Source organism: Bradyrhizobium sp. SK17 (genome assembly GCF_002831585.1).
GTDB lineage: Bacteria > Pseudomonadota > Alphaproteobacteria > Rhizobiales > Xanthobacteraceae > Bradyrhizobium.
Genome location: NZ_CP025113.1, coordinates 7,917,102 through 7,941,439, shown reverse-complemented (window position 1 = coordinate 7,941,439; position 24,338 = coordinate 7,917,102). Strand labels below are relative to the sequence as shown.

General features: G+C 64.7%; 24 protein-coding genes. 9 read left to right on the top strand and 15 right to left on the bottom strand.

Going from position 1 to position 24,338, the window contains the following annotated elements:
* Positions 1–61: 61 nt before the first annotated feature.
* Positions 62–337: a metal-sensitive transcriptional regulator gene (locus CWS35_RS36850; protein ID WP_024581072.1), complete on the bottom strand. Its 276-nt coding sequence runs from the start codon at positions 335–337 to the stop codon at positions 62–64.
* A gap of 64 nt (positions 338–401) precedes the next feature.
* On the opposite strand from CWS35_RS36850, the gene CWS35_RS36845 reads away from it, so the two are divergent.
* A complete protein-coding gene (locus CWS35_RS36845) occupies positions 402–2,795 on the top strand; it encodes a heavy metal translocating P-type ATPase (RefSeq protein WP_100955889.1) in 2,394 nt (797 codons plus the stop codon).
* Between the two features lie 197 nt (positions 2,796–2,992).
* Here the strand turns inward: CWS35_RS36845 and CWS35_RS36840 are convergent, their stop codons facing one another.
* The 3 genes from CWS35_RS36840 to trxB all read right to left on the bottom strand — a co-directional run bounded on the left by CWS35_RS36840 (position 2,993) and on the right by trxB (position 6,320).
* A complete protein-coding gene (locus tag CWS35_RS36840) occupies positions 2,993–3,910 on the bottom strand; it encodes a 4-hydroxy-tetrahydrodipicolinate synthase (RefSeq protein WP_100955888.1) in 918 nt (305 codons plus the stop codon).
* Between the two features lie 521 nt (positions 3,911–4,431).
* A complete protein-coding gene (locus CWS35_RS36835; protein ID WP_024581069.1) occupies positions 4,432–5,352 on the bottom strand; it encodes a LysR family transcriptional regulator in 921 nt (306 codons plus the stop codon).
* A 2-nt stretch (positions 5,353–5,354) separates the two neighbouring features.
* Complete coding sequence (trxB, locus tag CWS35_RS36830; RefSeq protein WP_024581068.1) at positions 5,355–6,320, bottom strand: thioredoxin-disulfide reductase; 966 nt, start codon at positions 6,318–6,320, stop codon at positions 5,355–5,357.
* A gap of 284 nt (positions 6,321–6,604) precedes the next feature.
* On the opposite strand from trxB, the gene CWS35_RS36825 reads away from it, so the two are divergent.
* Positions 6,605–7,084: an Lrp/AsnC family transcriptional regulator gene (locus CWS35_RS36825; RefSeq protein ID WP_024581067.1), complete on the top strand. Its 480-nt coding sequence runs from the start codon at positions 6,605–6,607 to the stop codon at positions 7,082–7,084.
* Positions 7,085–7,369: 285 nt separating this feature from the next.
* Here CWS35_RS36825 and CWS35_RS36820 read toward each other — a convergent pair whose 3' ends face one another.
* From CWS35_RS36820 to CWS35_RS36805, 4 genes are all read right to left on the bottom strand, one after another.
* On the bottom strand, positions 7,370–7,774 hold the full coding sequence (locus CWS35_RS36820) for a DoxX family protein (protein ID WP_100955887.1): 405 nt from the start codon (positions 7,772–7,774) through the stop codon (positions 7,370–7,372).
* A gap of 354 nt (positions 7,775–8,128) precedes the next feature.
* A complete protein-coding gene (gene greA, locus CWS35_RS36815; protein WP_100555215.1) occupies positions 8,129–8,602 on the bottom strand; it encodes a transcription elongation factor GreA in 474 nt (157 codons plus the stop codon).
* Between the two features lie 196 nt (positions 8,603–8,798).
* Complete coding sequence (gene carB / locus CWS35_RS36810) at positions 8,799–12,263, bottom strand: carbamoyl-phosphate synthase large subunit (protein WP_024581064.1); 3,465 nt, start codon at positions 12,261–12,263, stop codon at positions 8,799–8,801.
* Between the two features lie 538 nt (positions 12,264–12,801).
* Positions 12,802–13,491: a class I SAM-dependent methyltransferase gene (locus CWS35_RS36805; RefSeq protein ID WP_024581063.1), complete on the bottom strand. Its 690-nt coding sequence runs from the start codon at positions 13,489–13,491 to the stop codon at positions 12,802–12,804.
* A gap of 75 nt (positions 13,492–13,566) precedes the next feature.
* Between CWS35_RS36805 and CWS35_RS36800 the strand changes: the two genes are divergently transcribed.
* Positions 13,567–14,151, top strand: coding sequence for a Dps family protein (locus tag CWS35_RS36800; protein ID WP_371412482.1), 585 nt, complete (start codon positions 13,567–13,569; stop codon positions 14,149–14,151).
* A gap of 109 nt (positions 14,152–14,260) precedes the next feature.
* On the opposite strand, the gene CWS35_RS36795 is transcribed toward CWS35_RS36800, so the two are convergent.
* The 3 genes from CWS35_RS36795 to carA all read right to left on the bottom strand — a co-directional run bounded on the left by CWS35_RS36795 (position 14,261) and on the right by carA (position 16,678).
* Positions 14,261–14,812 carry a cupin domain-containing protein gene (locus CWS35_RS36795; RefSeq protein WP_100955886.1) on the bottom strand — a complete coding sequence of 184 codons (552 nt, stop codon included), beginning with the start codon at positions 14,810–14,812 and terminating at the stop codon, positions 14,261–14,263.
* Between the two features lie 71 nt (positions 14,813–14,883).
* Positions 14,884–15,381: a PaaI family thioesterase gene (locus CWS35_RS36790; RefSeq protein ID WP_024581060.1), complete on the bottom strand. Its 498-nt coding sequence runs from the start codon at positions 15,379–15,381 to the stop codon at positions 14,884–14,886.
* Positions 15,382–15,484: 103 nt separating this feature from the next.
* Complete coding sequence (gene carA / locus CWS35_RS36785; RefSeq protein ID WP_100955885.1) at positions 15,485–16,678, bottom strand: glutamine-hydrolyzing carbamoyl-phosphate synthase small subunit; 1,194 nt, start codon at positions 16,676–16,678, stop codon at positions 15,485–15,487.
* Between the two features lie 160 nt (positions 16,679–16,838).
* On the opposite strand from carA, the gene CWS35_RS36780 reads away from it, so the two are divergent.
* The 4 genes from CWS35_RS36780 to CWS35_RS36765 all read left to right on the top strand — a co-directional run bounded on the left by CWS35_RS36780 (position 16,839) and on the right by CWS35_RS36765 (position 20,272).
* On the top strand, positions 16,839–17,540 hold the full coding sequence (locus tag CWS35_RS36780; protein ID WP_100955884.1) for an alpha/beta fold hydrolase: 702 nt from the start codon (positions 16,839–16,841) through the stop codon (positions 17,538–17,540).
* A 58-nt stretch (positions 17,541–17,598) separates the two neighbouring features.
* Positions 17,599–18,054, top strand: a complete 456-nt coding sequence (locus tag CWS35_RS36775; protein ID WP_024581057.1) for a GatB/YqeY domain-containing protein — start codon at positions 17,599–17,601, stop codon at positions 18,052–18,054.
* Positions 18,055–18,069: 15 nt separating this feature from the next.
* Positions 18,070–18,537, top strand: a complete 468-nt coding sequence (locus CWS35_RS36770) for a hypothetical protein (protein ID WP_100955883.1) — start codon at positions 18,070–18,072, stop codon at positions 18,535–18,537.
* Positions 18,538–18,661: 124 nt separating this feature from the next.
* Complete coding sequence (locus CWS35_RS36765; RefSeq protein ID WP_100956984.1) at positions 18,662–20,272, top strand: acyl-CoA synthetase; 1,611 nt, start codon at positions 18,662–18,664, stop codon at positions 20,270–20,272.
* A 165-nt stretch (positions 20,273–20,437) separates the two neighbouring features.
* Here the strand turns inward: CWS35_RS36765 and CWS35_RS36760 are convergent, their stop codons facing one another.
* Genes CWS35_RS36760 through CWS35_RS36745 form a run of 4 tightly spaced genes read right to left on the bottom strand, consistent with a single transcriptional unit; the run spans position 20,438 to position 22,218 of the window.
* Positions 20,438–20,953, bottom strand: coding sequence for an SRPBCC family protein (locus CWS35_RS36760; RefSeq protein WP_100955882.1), 516 nt, complete (start codon positions 20,951–20,953; stop codon positions 20,438–20,440).
* 36 nt (positions 20,954–20,989) lie between these two features.
* Positions 20,990–21,454 (bottom strand): SRPBCC family protein, encoded by a 465-nt coding sequence (locus CWS35_RS36755; protein ID WP_024581053.1) that lies wholly within the window; start codon positions 21,452–21,454, stop codon positions 20,990–20,992.
* Complete coding sequence (locus CWS35_RS36750) at positions 21,447–21,911, bottom strand: SRPBCC family protein (RefSeq protein WP_100955881.1); 465 nt, start codon at positions 21,909–21,911, stop codon at positions 21,447–21,449. Before CWS35_RS36750 ends, CWS35_RS36755 begins: the two co-directional genes overlap by 8 nt.
* Positions 21,904–22,218 carry a helix-turn-helix transcriptional regulator gene (locus CWS35_RS36745; RefSeq protein ID WP_024581051.1) on the bottom strand — a complete coding sequence of 105 codons (315 nt, stop codon included), beginning with the start codon at positions 22,216–22,218 and terminating at the stop codon, positions 21,904–21,906. Before CWS35_RS36745 ends, CWS35_RS36750 begins: the two co-directional genes overlap by 8 nt.
* A 121-nt stretch (positions 22,219–22,339) precedes the next feature.
* Here CWS35_RS36745 and CWS35_RS36740 point away from each other — a divergent pair, with 121 nt between their 5' ends.
* Both CWS35_RS36740 and CWS35_RS36735 read left to right on the top strand, forming a co-directional pair.
* The gene (locus CWS35_RS36740) at positions 22,340–23,782 is read left to right on the top strand and encodes an LVIVD repeat-containing protein (RefSeq protein WP_100955880.1); all 1,443 of its coding nucleotides are present in this window, start codon (positions 22,340–22,342) and stop codon (positions 23,780–23,782) included.
* A 7-nt stretch (positions 23,783–23,789) separates the two neighbouring features.
* The gene (locus tag CWS35_RS36735; protein WP_100955879.1) at positions 23,790–24,323 is read left to right on the top strand and encodes a hypothetical protein; all 534 of its coding nucleotides are present in this window, start codon (positions 23,790–23,792) and stop codon (positions 24,321–24,323) included.
* Positions 24,324–24,338 lie beyond the last annotated feature (15 nt).

Genomic DNA, 24,338 nt, shown 5'->3' with positions numbered 1-24,338 from the left:
TCGGTCCCGGCCTTCGCCGGGACGACATCGAGTATGCGGACAAGGCACGGCCAAACCGCGCTCAGCGATCCGCGCGCCCGATCACGTCCATCAGCTCGGTGATCTTGCGCCGCTGGTCGGCCTTGTCGCCGGACGAGATCGCATGCTCCACGCAATGCGCCACATGATCGCGCAGCACCTCTTCCTCGACGCGGCGTAGCGCTGCGCGCGCGGCCGCGATCTGCGTCACCACGTCGATGCAGTAACGATCTTCCTCGACCATGGTAGCCAACCCGCGGATCTGACCCTCGATCCGTTTGAGCCGTTTTAAACAGGATGTCTTGACCTCGTCTCTCATACGACGCATATACCCCCCTAGGGTATGTAAATCAAGAGGCCGGGATACGGCCGGGAAGAGTTTCGTGGCACAGGCAACGCACGACCATTCGCACGAAGATCAACACCATCATGGCGCGGCCGCGCATTCCTGCTGCGGCGGCAAGCATGATCACGACACGACGCCCGCCGATGCGGCGTTCGCAATCGATCCGGTCTGCGGCATGAAGGTCAATCGTGCCACCGCCAAGCATCGCTTCACGTACAAGGACGAAGAGTACCTGTTTTGCAGCGGCCGCTGCCGCGAACGCTTCGAGGCCGAGCCGGAGAAATTCCTCAAGCCGCGCGAGGCGGAGCCGCCGGCGCCTGCCGGCACGATCTACACCTGCCCGATGCACCCCGAGGTGCGCCAGGTCGGTCCCGGCTCTTGCCCGATCTGCGGCATGGCGCTGGAGCCCGAGCAGGTCTCGCTCGACGACGGTCCCGATCCCGAACTGATCGACATGACCAGGCGGTTCTGGATCGCGCTGGCGCTCACCTTGCCGGTGTTCGTGCTCGAGATGGGCAGCCATCTCGGGCTGATGCACCTGGTGCAGCAATCGACCTCGAACTGGATCTCGGCCGTGCTGGCGACGCCGGTGGTGCTGTGGGCCGGCGCGCCGTTCTTCGTGCGTGGCTGGCAATCGCTGGTCACGCGCAATCTCAACATGTTCACGCTGATCGCGATCGGCACCGGCGTCGCCTATCTCTACAGCGTGATCGCGACGCTGGCACCGCAGCTGTTCCCGCCGGCGTTCCGCGACATGCATGGCGCGGTCGCGGTGTATTTCGAGGCGGCGGCCGTGATTACGGTGCTGGTGCTGCTCGGCCAGGTGCTGGAGCTGCGCGCCCGCGCGCAGACCTCGGGTGCGATCCGGGCGCTGCTCGGCCTCGCGCCCAAGACCGCGCGCCGCGTCACCGACCAGGGCGACGAGGACATCGACATCGACGCGATCAAGGTCGGCGATCGCCTGCGCGTGCGCCCCGGTGAGAAGGTGCCGGTCGACGGCGTCGTCATCGAGGGTAGCGCCGTCATCGACGAATCCATGGTGACGGGTGAATCGATGCCGGTCACGAAGGCGGAAGGTGCGAGCGTGATCGGTGGCACCGTCAACCAGAGCGGCGGTCTCGTGATGCGCGCCGAGAAGATCGGCCGCGACACCATGCTGTCGCGCATCGTCGACATGGTGGCGAAGGCGCAGCGCTCGCGCGCGCCGATCCAGCGGCTCGCCGACCGCGTTGCCGGCTGGTTCGTGCCGGCGGTGATCGCAGCCGCCGTGCTGGCCTTCATCGCCTGGTCCGTGTTCGGCCCCGAGCCGCGGCTGAGCTTTGCGCTGGTTGCAGCCGTCACGGTGCTGATCATCGCCTGCCCCTGCGCGCTGGGCCTGGCGACGCCGATGTCGATCATGGTCGGCGTCGGGCGTGGCGCACATTCCGGCATCCTGATCCGCGACGCGCAGGCGCTCGAGCGGATGGAGGCGATCGACACGCTTGTCATCGACAAGACCGGCACGCTCACGGAGGGCAAGCCGAAGGTCGTACGCATTATCTCCGCCGAAGGCATCGAGGACAACGACCTGCTGCGTCTCGCCGCCAGCGTCGAGCAGGGCAGCGAGCATCCGCTGGCGCGGGCGATCATCGCGGCCGCTGCGGAGCGCGGGGTCGCGGCTTTCGCCGTCAGCAATTTTGCCTCGCCCTCCGGCAAGGGCGCGACCGGCACGGTCGAGGGCAGACAAATTGCGCTCGGCAATGCTGTGCTGATGGCCGAACTGAAGATCGCGACGGCAGCACTGGACCTGGCGGCCGAAGCTGCCCGCCGCGACGGCGCAACCGCGATCTATGTCGCGGTCGATGGCCGTGTCGCGGGCGTGATCGCGATCGCCGATCCGGTCAAGCCGTCGGCGGCGAATGCGTTGCAGGCGTTGCGTGCCGAAGGCCTGCGCATCGTGATGCTGACCGGCGACAACGAGACCACCGCGCGCGCGGTGGCGAAGACGCTTCGTATCGACGAGGTTGAGGCCGGCGTGCTGCCGGAGCGCAAGAGCGAGGTCGTGCAGCGGCTGCGCGGCGAGGGCCGCACCGTCGCGATGGCCGGCGACGGCGTCAACGATGCGCCGGCGCTCGCCGCCGCCGATGTCGGCATCGCGATGGGCGGCGGCACCGACGTCGCGATCGAGAGCGCAGGCATCACGCTGCTCACCGGTGACCTGATGGGCCTGGTCCGCGCGCGGCGCCTGTCGGTCGCGACCATGCGCAACATCCGCCAGAACCTGGCGTTCGCCTTCGTCTACAACGCCGCCGGCGTGCCGATCGCGGCGGGCGTGCTGTATCCGCTGTTCGGCATCCTGCTATCGCCGATGGTCGGCGCCGCCGCGATGGCGCTGTCCTCGGTCAGCGTGATCGGCAACGCGCTACGGCTCACCAGGGTGAAGCTGGATTGACTTTCTTACCTCGCCCCGCGCGCGGGGAGAGGTCGGAACGCATCGTGAGATGCGTTCCGGGTGAGGGGGAGTCTCCACGAGTTCAACTGTCACTCAGCGCGCGGAGGCAGCCCCTCACCCCAACCTTCTCCACGCATCCGCCTTCGCCCGAAGGCGGGCTTCGGCGGACAGGAGAACGGGGAGAGGGAGAAGACCCATCACGCCGGCTGCAACGCGACTTGCGCGCGGCGCTCCCTCTCGGCGTCGAGCCAGCTCGCGAGATCCTCGCTCACCTCGACCATCGGCAGCCGCACCTCGGGGCTGTCGATCAGGCCTTGTCGCCACAGCCAGTGCTTGGCCGGTGCGGGGCTCGGTTCGGCGAACAGCAGCCGGGTCAGTCCGACCACGCTCTGCCAGGCGGCCAGCGCGGCGTCGCGCTTGCCCTGTCTCAGCAGCGTGCGGATCGCGGCGAAGGTCTCGGTTTGCAGATGCGCGGACAGCAGGATCGCGCCGTCGGCGCCGTCGGACAGCGCGTCGAATGTCTGCGCGTCCTCGCCGGTCAGCACGCGGAAGCCTTCCGGCCGCCGGTTGAGCAAGTCGATCGACTGCGCCCGATCGGCGCAGCAGTCCTTCATGCCGGCGATGTTCGGATGGTCCGCGAGCGCCAGCAGCGTCTCATTGGTGAGGTTCACGGCGGTGCGATAGGGAATGTTGTAGAGCACGATCGGCCACGCCGCGTGATCGGCAAGTGCGTTGAAGTGCCGCACGAGGCCGCGCTGCGAGGGTCTCGTATAGTAGGGGCTTGCGATCAGATAGCCGTTGATCGGCCAGTCGGCGGTGTCGTCCAGCGCCTCCTTCATCCCCGCGGTCGAGGCGCCGGAGAGCCCCAGGCACACCGGCAGATGGCGGGAGCTGGCACTGAGCTCGGCAAGCACGACGCTCACCAACCCCTCCAGCTCATCCCTGCTCAGCGCCATGCCCTCACCGGAGGTTGCGCCGAGGATGAACCCGTCGACGGGGCCGCCGGCATAGTGCCGAACGAGGCGGCGCAGCGAGCTGACGTCGAGCTCGCCGTCGCGGAACGGCGTGATCAGCGGCAGCCAGAGGCCCTGCAATTGGTGGTGTAGGTCAGTCATGTTCCATCTCCTTGGGAAGACAGCCGGAGACGGGACCAACAAAAAACCCCGTCCAGGCGGCGGGGTTTCGGGATCGGTCTGAATGCGAAGGTGATCTTATCGCGCGCGATCTCGTGTCCCCGGGAGGGGAGCTTTTTTCGACGACAGGGCGGCGCACGAAGACGTGATCATCCGACAATCATGCTGCGCTGCGAGGTTGTTGTCAATGCGCATGCTGACCGGGGCGTGCGGCACGTTCGAGCATGACATGCGGATGAAAAAAAGCCGGGCCCAAGAGAGCCCGGCTTAAGGTATTGGCCACGTGAGGCCGACACAATCACCTTCCAAGAGGGATTACTGAACTTCCGCGCCACTGGAGGAGGGGGACATATGCGCGACGCGAACGCTCAGCGTGTAAGCACTATGATCCCCATCGACGCCATGCAGCAACACTCCACGTCGCATGTCAGACATGCGGAGATTCAGGGGCCTGTTGGGGCAGCGCGGGACGCCTATAACCCGGCCCCATAAGGGCCGCTTAATCAGGACGGCCAACGCTGCGCCTTGCTGACCACGAAGTCGCGGAACACCTGCACCCGGGCCACTGTCTTCAGCTCCTCCGGATAGACGAAATAGGTGTCGAGCGCGATCGAGTCGGACTCGCCGAACAACTGCACGAGGTTGTTCTGTTCGACCAGATAGTCCGGCAGCGCGGCGATGCCGAGGCCTTGCTGGCAGGCGCGCACCAGGCCCAGGATGTTGTTGACCTTGAAGTAGGGCTCGCGCGGACCGGAGCCGTTGCGGCCGGCATCGATCAACCAGCTGCGGTTCTGCAGATGCGGTGGCACCTGGGCGTCGCCGAGCATGATGATGCGATGCGAGTCGAGATCATCCAACGTGCGCGGCGTGCCGAAGCGCTTGATGTATTCCGGTGAGCAATAGGCGTGGAAGCCGATCGAGAACAGCTTGCGCTGGATCAGATCGGGCTGGGTCGGCTTGCGGGTGCGGATCGCCACGTCGGCCTCGCGCATCGACAGGTCGAGATCCTCGTCGGTGACGATCAGCGAGATCCGGATGTCGGGATAGAGCGCAACGAACTCGTCGAGCCGCGGGATCAGCCAGTTGATGCCGAGCGCCGGCGGCGTCGTGATCTTGAGGTCGCCGCTTGGCCGCTCGCGGCTGTCGGTGAGCTTGGCGCGCGCCGCCTGCAACTGCATGAAGACGTCATGCGCGGTGCGGAACAAGAGGTCACCCTGTTCGGTCAGGATCAGGCCGCGGGCGTGGCGGTGAAACAGCGACACCGAGAGCTCCTGCTCCAGCGCGCTGACCTGGCGGGAGACCGCCGATTGCGACAGGCCAAGCTGCTCGCCGGCATGCGTGAAGCTGCCTGCTTCCGCCGCCGCGTGAAAGACCTTCAGCTTGTCCCAATCCATGTCCGTAAATCCGTCGCGAGATCGTGCCATGATTATTCCGCCGCTGCGCGATCGCTCGCGCGAAGAGCCAGGAAGCGTTCCGCCTCGAGTGCTGCCATGCAGCCGAGGCCGGCGGCGGTGACCGCCTGCCGGAAAGTTTCGTCCGCCACGTCGCCGGCGGCGAACAGGCCGGGCACCGAGGTCGCGGTGGAGTTCGGCGCGACCTCGACATAGCCCGACGGTTTCAGCTTGATCTGGCCTTTGACGAGCTCCGTCGCCGGCGCATGGCCGATCGCGATGAAGACACCGTCGGTCTTGAGGTCGGTCAGTGCGCCGGTCTTGACGTTCTTCAGCCGCACATGGGTGACCTTGTTCGGGCTCTCCGAGCCGCAGATCTCGTCGATCGCGGAATCCCACACCACCTTGATCTTGGGATGCTTGAACAGCCGCTCCTGCAGGATGCGCTCGGCGCGGAAATGATCGCGGCGATGCACGATGGTGACCTGGGAGGCGTGATTGGTGAGGTACAGCGCTTCCTCGACCGCAGTGTTGCCGCCGCCGACCACCACGACTTCCTTGCCGCGGTAGAAGAAGCCGTCGCAGGTCGCGCAGGCCGACACGCCGCCGCCCTGGAATTTCTCTTCCGACGGCAGCCCGAGCCAGCGCGCCTGGGCGCCGGTGGCGAGAATGACGGTCTCGGCGAGATAGACGTCGCCGGAATCGCAGGTCAGGCGGAACGGCCGCTGGCCGAGCTCGAGCCTGGTGACGAGATCGGTGACGATCTTGGTGCCGACATGCGCCGCCTGCTTCTCCATCTGCTCCATCAGCCAGGGGCCCTGGATCACATCGGCGAAGCCCGGATAGTTCTCGACGTCGGTGGTGATGGTGAGCTGCCCGCCCGGCTGAATGCCCTGGATCAGGATCGGTTCGAGCATCGCGCGCGCCGCGTAGATCGCTGCGGTGTAGCCGGCGGGGCCGGAACCGATGATGACGACCTTGGCATGGGTAGGCGCGGGCATTTTCAGATCCCTCTCTTTTGGGGATTTTGATCAAGGACTTGTGCGGGAAGCGCCCCGGAAGCAGGTCACGGCGGCGCCAAAAGTGTCAAATCCAAGTCTAGGATATCTGGGTAGCTATGCAAGAATTGCAATCCATGGCAGCGATTTTTCCCCGGAACTGAAGTCACATTCGCGAAATCATGCGCTGCACGCGCAATAAAATTGCGCATTGCCGGCTGGCTGCGCTATGAGAGTTACCGGCTGTCCAGCCGAGACTTTTCAAACGCCTAGGGAACTGTAGTCGCGTGTCGAAGAACCTTGACGAGATCGACCTCAAAATCCTCGCCGAGATCCAGGCCGATGGCCGAATCACCAATGTGGAACTCGCCAAACGGGTCGGTATCTCGCCGCCGCCCTGCCTGCGCCGGGTCCGGGCGCTGGAAGAGGAAGGCTACATCCAGGGATACCGCGGCCTGCTCGATCCGCGCCGCCTCGGCTACGACGTCACGGTGTTCGCCTCGGTGCATCTGTCGAGCCAGGCCGATGCCGATCTCCGCGCCTTCGAGAATTTCGTGCGCGGCGAACCGCTGGTGCGCGAATGCTGGATGCTGTCGGGCGAAGTCGATTTCATCCTCAAATGCGTCGCCCCCGACATGGCGACGTTCCAGGATTTCGTCACCCACCTGACCGCGGCGCCGCATGTGCGCAACGTCAGGACCTCGCTGGTGCTGCACAATTCCAAATATGAAGCCGCGGTGCCGCTCGGCGTGAAGGCGGCGGGCTGAGGCGCACCTGCGCATTCATCGTCATTGCGAGCGAAGCGAAGCAATCCATCTCTCAAGCGGTGAGATGGATTGCTTCGTCGCTGTCGCTCCTCGCAATGACGAGCGAGACAGTGCGCTCCTTTGCAGCTTGATCGCTTTCTACCCTCCACCTGAAAAGTGGGAGTGCAGGGTGGGGGTCAAGCCGCGAGCGAAAGCACCAATGCGGAAACAGATCCCCACCCGGGTTTTGCGCTTCAGAACAAACCGACCTCCCCTTTCCAAGGGAAGGTCAAAGCGAGCGCGTCGTTACTTCTTGCCCATCGCAGCGTCGACGCTGATCGGGCCCGGTCCCGAGGTCGCGAGGTAGAGGCAGGCGAAGCAGAACAGGATCGCCGCGGTGCCGTTGTTGAGCAGCGGCAGCAACACCGGCTCGGCCGGGTTCTTGAACATGTGGCCGAGGAAATACGCGAACGCCATCTCGCCCGACAGGACGAACGCGACCAGCCGCGAGAACAGGCCGATCATCAACAGCGCGCCGAGCACGAGCTCGAGCCAGCCCGCAGCCTGGATCAATGGCGGGATGTTGGCGAAGTAGGCGACTACGGGAAACTTGAAGATCTTGGCGACGCCGTACTGAAACAGCAGCAGTCCGGTGATGAACCGGAACAGGCTCAGCACGGTCGGCTGCCATTTGGAGAACATCTGGTCCATTGTCATTTACCCCCTGTTTGACACGCTGGAACATTGCACGATGCAGAACCCACACGGTGTTCGCCACCAGAGTGTGATGTCAACACCTTGCATCTGGAATCATTCCTCGCTCGATTGCAGTTGCGAGAGGGAGCTCAGTGACACGGTGATGCGCCGCAACGCGTGTTGCGACGCAATCATCACCCGAGCCGCAGTCCCCCGACATGATTATACTGCATAAACATGTCACGGCCTCACTAGTATGGCGCGCAGCGGCTCTCTACTCACATGTCTGTCAGACAAGGGGGTAAAACGCGGACATGAAAAAAGCCGCGTGCTGAGCGCGGCTTTTCTGCACCAGTCACATCGAAGTAACTATCGCCACTCGACCTTGGTGATCTCGTAGGCCTTGGCGCCGCCCGGCGCCATCACTTCCACGGTGGCGCCCTTCTTCTTGCCGATCAGCGCGCGCGCGAGCGGCGAGGTGATGGAGATGCGGCCTTTCTTGGCGTCGGCCTCGACCTCGCCGACGAGCTGCCACACCGCCTTTTTCTCGGTGTCCTCGTCGACCAGCGTCACCGTCGCGCCGAACTTGATGGTGTCGCCGGACAGTTTCGAGATGTCGATGATGTCGGCGCGCGCGAGCTTGTCCTCGAGCTCCGCGATGCGGCCCTCGTTGTGCGACTGCTCTTCCTTGGCGGCGTGATACTCGGCGTTCTCCGAGAGATCGCCGTGCGAGCGCGCCTCCGCGATATGTTCGATGATGCGCGGACGATCCTCCGACTGGCGCCTCTTGAGCTCGTCCGTCAGCGCAGCGTAGCCGCCCGCAGTCATCGGAACCTTATCCATCATCTTCGTCCTTCATCGTGCACACCCGGCGGTGCCCACGAACATCCAGTTCAGCTAACGCAGGAATCAGGACGCAAGCGCGCCCGGAAGCCCAGTGATATTCGGCCCCGCTAAGGGCCGTGACAACATCCAATCGCGCGGTGAGTTCCAGCCATTCGGCTAATTGACCGTCTCGGGCCTTCAGCCCGGGCAGCGGTCAGCTTTCGGAAAAGTAACTCTGAAGCGTGCGGACCTCAAGGTCCCCGTCCCGATAGGCCCGGATCCCCCGCGCGGCCGCCACCGCACCTGAAAGAGTGGTGTAATACGGCACTTTATGCAAGAGGGCAGCCCGCCGCAGCGAACGGCTGTCGGCCAGCGCCTGCGGACCTTCGGTGGTATTGAACACCAGCTGGACGTCGCCATTGGTGATGGCGTCGACGATGTGCGGGCGCCCTTCGAGCACCTTGTTCACCTTTTCCGTCGGCACGCCGTTGTCGCTGAGATAGCGCTGGGTGCCCGAGGTCGCCATCACCTTGAAGCCGAGCGAATGCAGCAGACGCACCGCATCGGCGATGCGCATCTTGTCGTCGCCACGCACCGAGACGAACACGGTGCCCTGGCGCGGCACGCGCGTGCCGCCGCCGAGCTGGCTCTTCGCGAACGCGACCTCGAAGGAGCGGTCGAGGCCCATCACCTCGCCGGTCGAACGCATCTCCGGGCCGAGCACGGTGTCGACGCCGGGGAAGCGCGCGAACGGGAACACGGATTCCTTCACGCCGACATGGTCGAGCTTCTTCTTCTTCAGCTTGAAGTCGGCGAGCTTCTCGCCGGCCATGATCCGGGCCGCGATCTTGGCGACCGGGGTGCCGATCACCTTGGCGACGAACGGCACCGTGCGGGACGCGCGCGGGTTGACCTCGAGCACGTAGATCTCGCCGTCCTTGATGGCGTATTGCACGTTCATCAGGCCGACCACGTCGAGACCGAGCGCGAGCTCGCGGGTCTGCCGCTCCAGCTCCTCGATGGTCTTGGCGTCGAGCGAATGCGGCGGCAGCGAGCAGGCGGAATCGCCGGAGTGGATGCCGGCTTCCTCGATGTGCTCCATGATGCCGACGACGAAGGTGTCCTTGCCGTCGGAGAGGCAGTCGACGTCGACCTCGGTGGCATCGGACAGATAGCGGTCGAACAGCAGCGGGTTCTTGCCGAGCACGGTGTTGATCTGCCCGGTCTTGTCGTTCGGGTAGCGCGCCTTGACGTCGGCGGGCACGAGCTCGGGCAACGTGCCCAGCAGATAATCGTTGAGCTGGTTCTCCTCGCGGATGATCTGCATCGCGCGGCCGCCGAGCACGTAGGATGGACGCACCACCAGCGGCAAATCGAGATCGGCGGCGACCAGGCGGGCCTGCTCGACCGAATAGGCGATGCCGTTCTTCGGCTGCTTGAGGCGCAGCTTGTCGAGCACGCGCTTGAAGCGGTCGCGGTCCTCGGCGAGGTCGATCGCGTCGGGCGAGGTGCCGAGGATCGGCACTTCGGCGGCTTCCAGCGCGCGGGCAAGCTTCAGCGGGGTCTGGCCGCCGAACTGCACGATCACGCCGTGCAGCGTGCCGTTCTTGCGCTCGGTCGCAACGATCTCGAGCACGTCCTCGGCGGTGAGCGGCTCGAAATACAGCCGGTTGGCGGTGTCGTAGTCGGTCGACACCGTCTCCGGGTTGCAGTTGACCATGATGGTCTCGTAGCCGGCGTCCTCGAGCGCGAAGCAGGCGTGGCAGCAGCAATAGTCGAACTCGATGCCCTGGCCGATGCGGTTCGGTCCGCCGCCGAGGATGATCACCTTCTTGCGGTCCGACGGCGCGCTCTCGTCGGCGGGCTCGCCGGCGAACGGCCGCTCATAGGTCGAATACATGTAGGCGGTCGGCGAAGCGAACTCCGCCGCGCAGGTGTCGATGCGCTTGAACACCGGGCGCACCCCGAGCGCGTGGCGCTTGGCGGTGACGTCGGCCTCGGTGGTTTCGGTGAGCACGGCAAGCCGCGCGTCGGAGAAGCCCATCGCCTTCAGCGTCCGCATGCCGAACGCGTTCGGCGGCAGGCCGTTGCTGCGGACCTTGTCCTCCATCTCGACGATGGCGCGCATCTCGGCGAGGAACCAGGGATCGATCTTGCAGGAGTTGAAGATCTCCTCGTCGGTCCAGCCGAGCCGCATCGCCTGCGCGACCTGTAGGATGCGGTTCGGCGTCGGCGTGCCGAGCGCGGCGCGGATCGCGTTCTTGTCGTCGCCGCGGCCAAGCCCTTCGATGTCGATCTCGTCGAGCCCGGTCAGCCCGGTCTCGAGCCCGCGCAGCGCCTTCTGCAAGCTCTCCTGGAAGGTGCGGCCGATCGCCATCACTTCGCCGACCGACTTCATCGACGTGGTCAGCGTGGAGGAGGCACCGGGGAATTTCTCGAACGCAAAGCGCGGAATCTTGGTGACGACGTAATCGATCGTCGGCTCGAACGAGGCCGGCGTGGCGCCGCCGGTGATGTCGTTGGCGATCTCATCGAGAGTGTAGCCGACCGCGAGCTTGGCTGCGACCTTGGCGATCGGGAAGCCGGTGGCCTTCGACGCCAGCGCCGACGAGCGCGACACGCGCGGGTTCATCTCGATCACGACCATGCGGCCGTCGACCGGATTGATGCCGAACTGGACGTTGGAGCCGCCGGTCTCGACGCCGATCTCGCGCAGCACCGCCAGCGAGGCGTCGCGCATCACCTGGTATTCCTTGTCGGTCAAGGTCAGCGCCGGCGCGATGGTGATGGAATCGCCGGTATGCACGCCCATTGGATCGAGGTTCTCGATCGAGCAGATGATGATGCAATTGTCCTTCTTGTCGCGCACCACCTCCATCTCGTACTCTTTCCAGCCGAGCACGCTTTCCTCGATCAGCACCTCGTTGGTCGGAGAGGCGTCGAGCCCGCGCTCGATGATGTCGAGGAATTCTTCCTTGTTGTAGGCGATGCCGCCGCCGGTGCCGCCCATCGTGAAGGAGGGCCGGATGATCGCGGGCAGGCCGATCTCGGACAGCGCCATCAGCGCCTCGCCGAAGGCATGCTCCTGATAGCGCTTGCGGCGGTCATTCTCGCCGAGCGTCCACTGCCGCTCGAGTTCTTCCAGCGCGGCGCCGGACAGCTTCTCCCGCTCGGCGAGGTATTTGTCGCGGTAGGTCTTCTTCAGCGCCGAGGCGTTGGCGAGCCGCGATTTCGGCGTCTCCAGTCCGATCTTGGTCATCGCCTCGCGGAACAGTTGGCGGTCCTCGGCCTTGTCGATCGCATCGGCGGTCGCGCCGATCATCTCGACGTCGAACTTGTCGAGGGTGCCCTGGCGGCGCAGCGACAGCGCGCAGTTCAGCGCGGTCTGGCCACCCATGGTCGGCAACAGCGCAAAGCCGCCCGGTATGACGTTGCGCTCCTTCTCGATGATCTTGCCGACGATCTCGGGGGTGATCGGCTCGATATAGGTGGCGTCCGCCAGTTCCGGATCGGTCATGATGGTGGCCGGATTGGAATTGACCAGGACGACCCGGTAGCCCTCTTCCTTCAGTGCCTTCACCGCCTGCGTGCCGGAATAGTCGAATTCGCAGGCCTGGCCGATCACGATGGGGCCGGCGCCGATGATCAGGATGGTGGAGATGTCGGTTCTTTTGGGCATCAGCTCTCGCGGACTGGAATCTAGGCACAAAAAAAGGGCGCGCTGGTCGCGCGTCCCTCGGGCCATGCGCTACATCTTGTAGCGCCGGAAGCGCGATCCCTCGCGCGCGGGTGGTCTTTAGACCAGTTTCCGCACCCGCGAAACCCCCAAAAGGCCCAATCAACCGCGATTCTGGGGGAAATTCCTCATTCGACCTATGCCCGGCTGGGGGTGCTCGGGGCGGAGGGGGAATGTTCGGCAGGGGCCCGGCTTCGCCCTGCGGGCTCGCTGCCCAGTCCGTCTACGCCTTCGCTACGCTCAAGCTGCGCCGGACACGCTTTGCCCCGCCGGTCCGGCGTGGCTGCGCCACGCGTAGCCCGTCAGGGCGAAGCGTGGAGGCCCGGCCTGGGTTTGAACCAGGATAAACAGTGTTGCACCACTGCCGCGTCGACGCTTCCGCCACCGGGCCGAGCGGATCATTGCTGATTATTTCGGCAGCCGCCACGTTTACTTTTGGTTAACCCTAACTTTTTTCACAACCCTTGATCCGCACCCTTGCTCAGTGGTGCGCCACGAACGTCATTCGCCACGGATTGTGCCCGATGTTGCGCGGTGCCCGCGTGGCGCTGAATCCCGCGGCGCCGAGCTTGGCGATCATCTCGTCCTCGCCGTAGCGTTGCAGCCCGATCCTGGTGCGCAACTGCCGGTAATCGGACAAGGCGGTCGAGGCCAGCCCGATCAGCGCATCGCGCAGGAAGCCGTGGGTCGCCGCAAACCGCAGCAGCGCCACTACGTCCCTGAACATGCCGACTTCCGGCCGCAGGATATCGCCGACCACGAATCGGCCCGACGGCTTCAGCAGGCGATGGATCACGTCGAACGCGGAATCGAGCTCTTGCGGCGTCATGTATTGCGCCACCGAATTCATCACCACGAGATCGATCGAGTCCGCCTGCATGTTCTTCAACTCGTCGAGCGAGCGGACACGGATTCGGGTGTCGGGCGCGAAGCGCGCGACCAGCCGGCCACGGACGCCCGGCGCAGGCTCCGCCAGATAGAGCTGGGCGCAGGCACCGGCGACCTTCGTCGCCGACAGCGCCTCGCCGCAGGCATAATCCAGCACCACGGCGTCGGGCGATGCGATGTAGCCGATGATGTCGTTGGCGATGACCTGGAAATGCAGGTCGCGGTGCAGTCGGCTCGCATAGATCGTATGCGTGGAATCGTAATAGTCGATCCATTCATCCATCGCGTTGGGTATCCGGCAGAACGGTTCCTGGCTAGGAACGGGTGGGCTGGCGATGCGTTAGCGGTCCGGCGGCGAATGTTCAATGCGCCGAATGACGGGTTCCTAACAGGAAGGTCCAACGTGAGCAAAGCCAAGAGTGACACCAAGTCCGACAAGATCTCGCCGGATCTCGATACGCCGAGCGACCTGCCGCAGGCGGCGGTGGACAAGATCTCAGCCTCGCTCAACACGCTTCTGGCGGATGCCTTCGCGCTCTACCTGAAGACGAAGAATTTTCACTGGCACGTCAGCGGCCGGCACTTTCACGACTATCATTTGTTGCTCGACGAGCAGTCGGACGCGATCTTCGCGACCACCGACCAGCTCGCCGAACGGGTGCGCAAGCTCGGCGGCGTGACGCTGAAGTCGATCGGCGACGTCGCCAGGCATCAGACCATCAAGGACAATGACGAGAACTATGTGCCGCCGCACGAAATGCTGCGCGAGTTGATGGAAGACAACAAGCAAATGGCCGCCGCGATGCGCAAGGCGCGCAAGCTCTGCGACGACCACGACGACTCCGGCACCGCCGGTCTGCTCGAAACCTTCATCGACGAAACCGAGCGCCGCACCTGGTTCCTGTTCGAGGCCAGCCGTCAGGAAGGCAGCAACGCGGCCTGACTTGCACACGCACACACGTCGTCCCGGCGAAGGCCGGGACCCATAACCACCAATGGCATTTGTTACGCGGGCTGGAGCCCCAGCGCGATGCGACAACGCCATCCTGTGGTCATGGGTCCCGGCCTTCGCCGGGACGACGGACAGGCTTCCACAGCCGCACCAGCGGCCCATCCTTCCCCATCACCGGATCGGTCGCGGGGATCGTGACCAGCGGGATCGTCTTCAGCGCCTTGGCGTGGGCCTCGGCTGTCGGCCGTTGCAAATCCATCGCCGGCCCCGGCGGATAGGCACCGACCACGCTGAAATCGTCGCTCGCCGACAGGCATTGATGTCCGGTGCCGGCCGGCAGGATGGCGACGTCGCCGGCCGCGATCTCGAGTGCCTGCCCGTGCTCGCCGCCGAACTGCACCCGTGCATGGCCGCGGGCAACGCCCAGCACCTCATGTACGGTGGCATGGTAATGCGCGAAGTCGTAGACGCCGTTGCGCCACATCGCGCCCCAGCCATTGCTGCCGAACAGCCGCTCGATCGTGGTCTCGGGATTCTTGCCGACGTCGACCGCGCTCCGGTAGACTAGGAACGGCATCGGATTGTTCGGCACGAGCCCGTCGTCCCTGAAGACGATCGCAAGCGGCTCGGCCCCGGCTTTCACTGCGGACATGGCGATCCTCCGGCATCGGCTGAACACTACAAGTGGATCAACCCGCTGTCAGCGCTCCGCGTTCCGTCGGATCACGCCGTCTTCGGCAGTTCGAACACCATGCAGGTCGTGGTCGCGTGCGCGATCAGCTTGCCCTTTTCGTCGGTGATGCGGCCTTCGGCGGTCGCGGCGCGACGCCCGGCGTTGAGCACCCGGCCTTCGGTGCGGATCTTGCCGGTATCCTTGCTCATGCCGCGGACGAAGGAGATCTTGAATTCCAGCGTGGTGTAGCCGGAGCCCTTCGGCAGGGTGGTCTGCACCGCAAGCGCCATCGCGGAATCCAGCAGGATCGCGATGTAGCCGCCATGCACCGAGCCGATCGGGTTGTAGTGCCGCAGGCCCGGCACGCTATGGATCACGACATGGCCCGTCTCGGCCGTGCAGTCGAACGGCTCGACCGTCTCCATGATCGGCGGCTCGGGCAGGGTGCGGGCGAAGATGCCGCGCACGAAGTCGAGCCCCGGCATCGATGCCATCAGCTCCAGCGAAGAGACGCCGTAGGTGGGCTTCGGGGTGGCGCTGTCGGTCATCGGGAAAGATCTCCGTCATTGCGAGCGGAGCGAAGCAATCCATCGTTCCGCACGGGATAAATGGATTGCTTCGTCGCTGCGCTCCTCGCAATGACGGATGTTGTTAGGCCGCCTGCTTCTTCTTCCGCATCAGGTCGGCGAAGCGCTGGAACAGGTAGTGCGAGTCGCGCGGGCCGGGCGAGGCTTCGGGGTGATACTGCACCGAGAACACCGGCTTGCCCTCGAGCGCGATGCCGCAATTGGAGCCGTCGAACAGCGAGATATGGGTCTGGGTGGCGCCCTTCGGCAGCGTTGCCTGATCCACCGCGAAGCCGTGGTTCATGGAGGTGATCTCGACCTTGCCGGTGGTCTCGTCCTTGACCGGATGGTTGGCGCCGTGGTGGCCCTGATGCATCTTCATGGTCCGGGCGCCGACGGCGAGGCCGAGCATCTGGTGGCCGAGGCAGATGCCGAAGGTCGGCGTGCCGGACTCGATGACCTTCTGGATCACGGGCACGGCATATTTGCCGGTCGCCGCCGGATCGCCGGGGCCGTTCGACAGGAACACGCCGTCCGGCTTCATCGCCAGGATGTCCTCGGCCGCTGTCGTCGCCGGCACCACGGTCACCTTGGCGCCGACCCCGGCGAGCAGCCGCAGGATGTTGCGCTTGATGCCGTAGTCGATCGCGACCACGTTGAATTCCGGTGCGGTCTGCTGGCCGAACCCCTTGCCCCACACCCAGGGCGTTTCATCCCAGGTGAAGCGCTGGCCGGAGGTGACCATCGGCACCAGGTCCATGCCCTCGAGGCCCGGCCATTCGCGGGCCTCTTCCTTCAGTCCGTGCAGGTCGAATTCGCCGGTCTTCGAATGCGCGATCACCGCATTCGGCATGCCCTTGGATCGGATCAGTGCGGTCAGCGCCCGGGTGTCGATGCCGGACAGGCCGATGATGCCGCGCGCCTTCAGCCACTGGTCGAGGTGGCGGGTGGCGCGGTAATTCGACGGATCGGTGATCGCCGAGCGCAGGATCACGCCACGCGCGCCGGGCGTTGCGGCCATGTTCACCGTCTCGATGTCTTCCTCGTTGGTACCGACATTGCCGATATGCGGGAAGGTGAAGGTGATGAGCTGACCGGCATAGGACGGATCGGTGAGGATTTCCTCATATCCGGTCATCGCCGTGTTGAAGCAGACCTCGCCGACGGCATGGCCTTCCGCGCCGAGACCGAAGCCTTCCAGCACGGTGCCATCGGCGAGCACAAGGAGCGCGGTCGGTCTATGGTCCGGCCAGGCGGGAGCGTTTTCGGATGTTGTCATGAGCGCTTTAAATAGACGCCGCACCCTGTGGCGTCAAAGCGAAAGGACACGGATTCACACGGCAATGCCGGTCGATTTGACAGGCCGGAATGGCCTTTTAATCTAAAGTTCCCTGAAGCGGCCGTTTGCTTGCCGAAAATGACCCGGTTCGGAGCCTCGCATGGACAACACGATGCCGATCCTGCTCGTCCCGGGCCTCATCTGCTCGCCGCGGATCTTTGCCCCGGTCATCCCGGCGCTGTGGCGGTGCGGCCCGGTCACGGTCGCCAACCATGTCAGGGACGACAATATGGGGGCGATCGCCCGCCGGATCCTGGCCGAGGCGCCGCCGCGCTTTGCCCTCGCCGGGCACTCGATGGGCGGCTACATCGCCTTCGAGATCATGCGGCAGGCGCCCGAGCGGGTGGCCAAGCTGGCGCTGATGAGCACCCAGGCGCGCCCCGATACGCCCGAGGCGACCGCGCGCCGTCGCGGCATGATCGAGCGTGCCAAGACCGGGCAATATCGCGACGTGGTCGACGAGCTGTTTCCGGGCTTCGTGCATCCGTCGCGGCAGGGCGATGCGGGCCTGCGGCAGATCGTTGATGACATGAGCGAGGACATCGGCGCCGAGGCCTTCATCCGCCAGCAAAACGCGGTGCTCAGCCGGCCGGATTCGCGGCCGAGCATGGCCTGGATCAAGTGCCCGACCCTGGTGCTGACCACGGACACCGACAACACCGTGCCGAATTCGCTGTCCGACGAGATGGCCAACGGCATTCCTGGGGCAAAGCTCGTGGTGCTCGCCAATTGCGGTCACCTGCCGCAGCTGGAGCAGCCGCAGGCCTGCGCCGATGCGCTGGTTCAGTGGTTGCGGAACTAGGTTGTTCTCGTGCAGCAAACTGCCTACATGAAGGGATTACCGGCTTAAGGATACCAGGATGCTGCGCGACGATATCAACACTGCGGTCAAGGAAGCGATGAAGGCAAAGGACGAGCGCAAGCTCTCCACGCTGCGCATGGTCAATTCGACCATCAAGAACGCCGACATCGACGCGCGCGGGCAGGGCAAGCCGCCACTCTCGGACGCTGATTTGCTCGGCCTCCTACAGAAGATGATCAAGCAGCGCCAGGAATCGGTCGAGCTCTACGACAAGGGTGGCCGCGCCGAACTCGCCGACCAGGAGCGGGCGGAGATTGCCGTGATCTCGGCCTACCTGCCGAAGCAGATGTCCGACGACGACGTGAAGGCCGCGATCTCGGCGATCATCGCCGAGACTGGTGCCGCCGGGATCAAGGACATGGGCAAGGTGATCGGCGCCCTGAAGGCGAAGTACGCCGGCCAGATGGATTTCGGCAAGGCCAGCGGCCTGGTGAAGGCGGCGCTCGCGGGATAGCGGCGGAGGCTTCCGATGTTTCGTGTCGCCGCGGACAGTCTGGAAGCCTATCTTGCCTTTGATCCCGCGCGGACTGCGGATATCGAACAACTTCATGACGTGATGCGAAAGGCCGCGCCCGCGCTGAAGCGGCATTTTCATGCCGGCACGCCGGCCGGCGAGGCCGGCATGCGGATGAACATGATCGGCTACGGCCAGTTTCGTTACGCGATCAAGTCCGGCAAGTCGGCGGCCTGGCCGGTGATCGGGGTGGCGCTCCAGAAAAATTACATCAGCGTCTATGTCGCGGTGACCCGCGACGGCAAGCCGCTGGTGTCCTGCTATGCCGGCAAGCTCGGCGAATTGCGCGCCGGCGGCAACAATTTCAGCTTCGTCGCGTTCGGCGATCTGAATGCGCCGACGGTCGCTGCGTTGTTTGCCGAGGCCGCCGGCATCTTCAAGGCGGATCAGGAAAATCCGGTCCGCTACATGCAGGGCGACTGAACTCCATCCCGGCCATGCATCGTCATGCCCGGGCTTGTCCCGGGCATCCACGTCTTTACAATCCCCCTCGGCAAGATCGCCGGGCGAAGCTCGGCCACGACAAGGGACGGAAGTGACGCGCACCATGCTCAAGGAAGCCGCGACCTACGACGAGCTGACCCGCAATTTCCGCTGGGACGTCCCCGCGCGCTTCAACATGGCGACCGCGTGCTGCGATCGTCATGCTGACGGCACCGGCCGGCTCGCGCTGATCTATGTCGACGAGGATGGCGGTGCCACGCGCACCTCGTTCGACGATGTCGCGGACGCCTCGCGCCGCTTCGCCAATGTGCTGACCGCCGATGGCCTGGTGCGTGGCGACCGCGTCGCGGTGTTCCTGTCGCAATCGCTCGAATTGCCGGTCGCGCATCTCGCGGCGTTCCGCGCGGCGCTGATCTCGATCCCGCTGTTTGCGCTGTTCGGCGAGGATGCGCTCGAATTCCGCCTGTCGAATTCCGCGGCCAAGGCCGTTGTCACCGATGAGGCTGGCTGGGAGAAGATTGCAAGGATCCGCGATCGCCTGCCCGATTTGAAGAGTGTCTACATCGTCGGCGACAAGACGCCGGCGGGGACAAAATCGTTCTGGGGCGCGATCCGATCGGCGTCACCGCAATTCACCACGGTCGACACCTCGGCCGACGATCCGGCGCTGATCATCTACACCTCGGGCACCACGGGCAATCCGAAGGGCGCGCTGCATGCGCATCGCGTCGTGCTCGGCCATCTGCCCAACGTCGAGATGTGCCACAACTTCCTGCCGCGGCCGGGCGACCTGATGTGGACGCCGGCCGATTGGGCGTGGATCGGCGGGTTGATCAACGGCCTGTTCGCGTTCTGGTACCACGGCATCCCGATGGTCGGTCACCGCGCCCGCAAGTTCGAGCCGCAGGCGGCGATGCAGATGATGGCCGATCTCGGCATCCGCAACGTGTTCCTGCCGCCGACCGCGCTGAAGCTGATGCGGCAGGCCGATGTCAGGAATTCCGGCGTCAGGCTGCGCAGCATCTTCACCGGCGGCGAGTCGCTCGGCGGCGAGCTGCTCGGCTGGGTGCGCAATACCTTCGGCGTCGACGCCCACGAGGTGTTCGGGCAGACCGAATGCAATCTCGTGATCGGCAGCAACTCCAATCTGTTTCCGATCCGGCCGGGCTCGATGGGCCGCGCCACGCCGGGCTTCGACGTCCGCATCGTCAACGACAAGGGCGAGGAACTGCCGCGCGGACAGCGCGGCATCATCGGGGTGCGCCAGCCGTGCCCCTGCACCATGATCGAATACTGGCGCAATCCCGAGGCGACCGCGAAGAAATTTGCCGGCGAGTTTCTCTTGACCGGCGATCTCGGCGTACAGGATGAGGACGGCTATTTCTGGTACGTCAGCCGCGAGGACGATGTCATCACCACGGCCGGCTATCGTGTCGGGCCGTCGGAGATCGAGCACACGCTGATGAAGCACCCGGCGGTCGCGATGTCGGCGGTGGTCGGCATTCCCGATCCGATCCGCACCGAATCGATCAAGGCCTGGATCGTGCTGCGGCCGGGCCATGCGCCGAGCGATACGTTGGCGCGCGAGATCCAGGAGTTCGTCAAGGTCCAGCTCGCCGCCCACGAATATCCGCGCTTCGTGCAGTTCGCGGACACCTTGCCGATGACGGCGACAGGGAAGGTGCTGCGGCGCGAGTTGAGGGCGTTGGGCTGAACCGTCGTCCCGGGCAAGCGCAGCGCGACCCGGGACCCATAACCACAGGACGCGGTTGTTGCGCGACGCTGTGGCCCCAGCGCGACTACACAACGAGGTTCGGCGGTTATGGGTCCCGGCTTTCGCCGGGACGACAGCGCTGATGTGGGGAGATCGCCGTGTGCCTCACGTCGGCATCGCAATCCCCAGCTCCTTCAGCGCTGCCAGCATGCGCTGCGGGGGCTGCATCGGGATCACCATGGCCTTGCCGGTCTCCAGCAGGCTTTTCAGGCTGGAGAGGATCGCCGGCCAGCCGGCGCGGCCGCCGGACAGGATGTCGCCGCTGATCGGGCGATCGTGCGATTGCAGCAAGGTCAGCTTGACGCCGTCGCCCGCCGGCTCGATCTCCCAGGTGACGAGCGTCGGCCCGAGCTTCTCGACGAGCTGCGGCCAGTTGACGTTGAAGGTGACGGTCAGCCGCCGCTGCGGCACGCACTCGATCACTTCGCCGGAAATATGCAGCGCGCCGTCGGGCGTGCGCACGATGTAGGCGCCGCCGACCCTCTGGTCGACCTCGATCGCATGGCCGGAGAAATACTGCCGGCTGAATTCGGCTTGCGTCAGCGCCTGCCACACCTTCTCGGGCGTCGATGCGATGTAGATGGCGTAGACGATCGCTGGTTTGAATTTCTCGATGTTCATGTCCGCGCGTATCCTTCGATAGATCTTCATGGCAGGTCAGGCGCAGTCGAGCCCGAGGCTCTCGGGCGGAATCCTGAACACCTTGCCGGTCTCGAGCAGGCTCTTCAGCCCCGACAGGATCACCGGCCAGCCGTTGGCGATGCCCTCGAACAGCTTGCTGCCGATGCCGAAGCCGTCATGCGTGACGGTCAGCTTCACGACGTTGCCGAACGGCTCCAGCGTGAACACGACCTTGGTCGCCGGTTCCTTGCGCAGTTCGGGATCGGCTTCGTGCTTGAAGGTGTAGGCGAGGCGGCGCGGCCGGTCGAACTCGAGGATCTCGCCGGTGTCGGTGACCTTGCCGTTCATCACCAGCGCCACCGGCGCGCCGATCGTCCAGTTCGACCTGAGCTCGGTGTCGAACCAGTATTGCTGCGTGAACTCGCTCGATGTCAGCGCGTCCCACAGCTTCTCCGGCGTGGTCTCGATGTAGGTGACGTAGACGAAGACGGGCTTAGACATTGCTGGTCTCCTTCGCGCCGCTGGTGGGCAGGTCGGCCGGCAGTTCGCGGTCGGTCTCCAGGAAGCTCTTCAGGCTCGCAATCACCATCGGCCAGCCACCGGAGATGTCGCGCAGCGTCTTCGGGCCGAGATCGTCGTGCGTTACGGTGAGCTTGACGATCCGGCCACGCGGCTCGATATCGAAAGTGACGCGCGAGATTTGTTCGCGCTCGACGCCTTCCTTCACGACGTCCCAGCTATAGGCGAGTTTTCGCGGCGGATCGGCGATTAGCACCTCGCCCTGCATGGCGCGACTGCCGTCCTTGGCGAAATGATAGGGCGAACCGACCTTCCAGTCGGAGGTCGCGCGATAGCCGAACCAGAAGCGCTCGGTGAACTCGCTCGATGTCAGCGCGTGCCACAGCTTCTCCGCCGTGGTCTCGATATAGGTGACGTAGACATAGTCCGGCTTACTCATCACGCTTCTCCAATTGTCGCTTCAATTCGCTGAGCGCGGCGAGCTTGCCGCGCTCGAATTTCCTGATCCACCGCTCGCCGATCTGATGGATCGGAACCGGGTTGAGGTAGTGCAGCTTCTCGCGGCCATGCTTGATCGTGGTGACGAGGTTGGCTTCCTCCAGAATCCCAAGGTGCTTGGTGACGGCCTGACGCGTCATGTCGAGGCCGTCGCAGAGTTCACCGAGCGTCTGTCCGTTCTGATCGTGAAGCCGGTCAAGCAGCGTGCGCCGTGAGGCATCCGCGAGGGCTTTGAAGACTTCATCCATGGGTTGGATAATAGGCAACCAAATGGTTGCATGTCAAGAGCGTGTGTTTGGGCGCCGGGATCACCGTGCTAGCGTTGGCCGCAGCCAGCACAGATTGGCAGGGAACTACGGGGTGGTGCGCATGGGCGGTCGCGTTACGACAATTTGCTGCACGTTTTTCCTCGTCCTGCTCGCGCATGGTGCGAGTGCCCAGCAGAAAATCGGCGACCCGCCCGAAGCCTCCAACATGAGACTGGTCGGGTGGGATGACTTGCAGGCGCGCAGTGCCTATCAACCGACCATCCATCATCAGGGCAACAGGTGGATCGCCTATATCGGCCATCACGGCGGCACCGACGAAATTCCCGATCCCGTCAATCCGATGACCGGCAAGGCTGAGCCAAACGGCACCTCGATCGTCGACGTCACCGATCCCGCGCATCCAAAGTATTTGCGGCACATTCCAGGCCAGGAGGGCAGATACGAAGCCGGTGGCGCGCAGATGGTGCGGGTCTGCGACGGCAAGACCCTGCCGAAAGCCGATCGCAACGCGGTCTACATGCTGCGCGCGGTCGGCACCGAAGGGCATGAGATCTGGAACGTCGCCGATCCCGCCAATCCGGTTCTTGTGACCCACATTGGTGAAGGCTTGAAGGACACGCACAAGAACTTTTGGGAGTGCGACACCGGGATCGCCTATCTGGTGTCGGGCGCGCCGGACTGGCGCACAAGGCGCATGACCCAGGTCTACGATCTCTCCGATCCCGCGCATCCCGTGAAGATCAGGGATTTCGGCCTGCCGGGGCAGGAGCCGGGCGCCACAGGCGCGGTGCCGACCGAATTGCACGGGCCGATCTCGACCGGGCCGAAAGGCAATCGGGTTTATTTCGGCTATGGCACTGACAAGGGCGGCTTCCTGCAGATCGTCGATCGCGACAAGCTCCTGAACGGACCGAAGGCGCCGACCCCGGATAATCTGAAATTCCCGGAGATCGCGCGGATGCCGATGTCGGCGCTCAACGGCGCGCACACGGTGTTTCCGATGCCCGGCATGCCGATCGCGGAATTCGCCCGCGACAAGGACGGCAAGACGCGGGACATCGTGATGATCGTCGACGAGGCGATCCTTAACGAATGCGGCGAGGCGCGGCAGATGGTGTGGTTCGCCGACGTCACCACCGAAGCCCGGCCGATGATGATTTCGAGCTATACGGTGCCCGAGGCCTCCGGCGCGTTCTGCGAGCGCGGCGGCCGGTTCGGCTCGCATTCGTCGAACGAGAGCATGGCGCCGGTTTATTACAAGAAGCTGGCCTTCATCGCCTTCTTCAATGCCGGCGTCCGTGCGCTCGACGTCCGCGATCCCTATCACCCCAAGGAAGTCGGGTACTTCATTCCGTCCATCACATCTGCGACCGACAAGCGCTGCAACACCGTCGACGGCTTCTATCGCTGCAAGGTCGCGATCCAGACCAACAATGTCGAGACCGATGATCGCGGCTACATCTATGCGGTCGATCGCGCCAACACCGGCCTGCACATTCTCGAACTGACCGGCGAGGCACGCGCCATCGCCGGCCTGCCGTGAGTGCACGATGATGCGCTCCTGGCCGCTCATCGCAGCGATGTTCCTGGCGCTTGGCGGGCTTTCGGCCGTCGCCGGCTACGAGATGGCGCCGCCGCGCGCGGCGCAGTGGCGCGAGATCGCATGGCCGTTCCCGCGCGACGGCTGGCCCACCGGCCGCGCCTTTCGTTGCAACGCGAGCGATTGCGGTGCCGACGTCGAGGTCTATGCCCGGCCGAAGCTCGGCTTCTGCAATTGCGACAGCGGGGTTGCCGATGACGACGAGGTCGACCGCGTCGCCGATGTCGACATGATCAGCCCGCGCTTCGTGCCGCGGAAGGCGGGCGACGTCGTCGATGTCGCCGAGATGCCGGGACGGATCAGGGCCTATGATCTCGATGGCCACCGCACCGCGATCGGCATCGCGGTGTCGCATCGCTGCGATCTGATGGCGGTGGCGGCGCAGGGCAGCGGCGACGTTGCAGACGTCCAGCGCGAAGTATTGGCGTTCCTGGGTTCGCGGGCGATCACGACATGGATGGTTGCTGCGATGAACGGTCGATAGAATCCGTCATGCCCG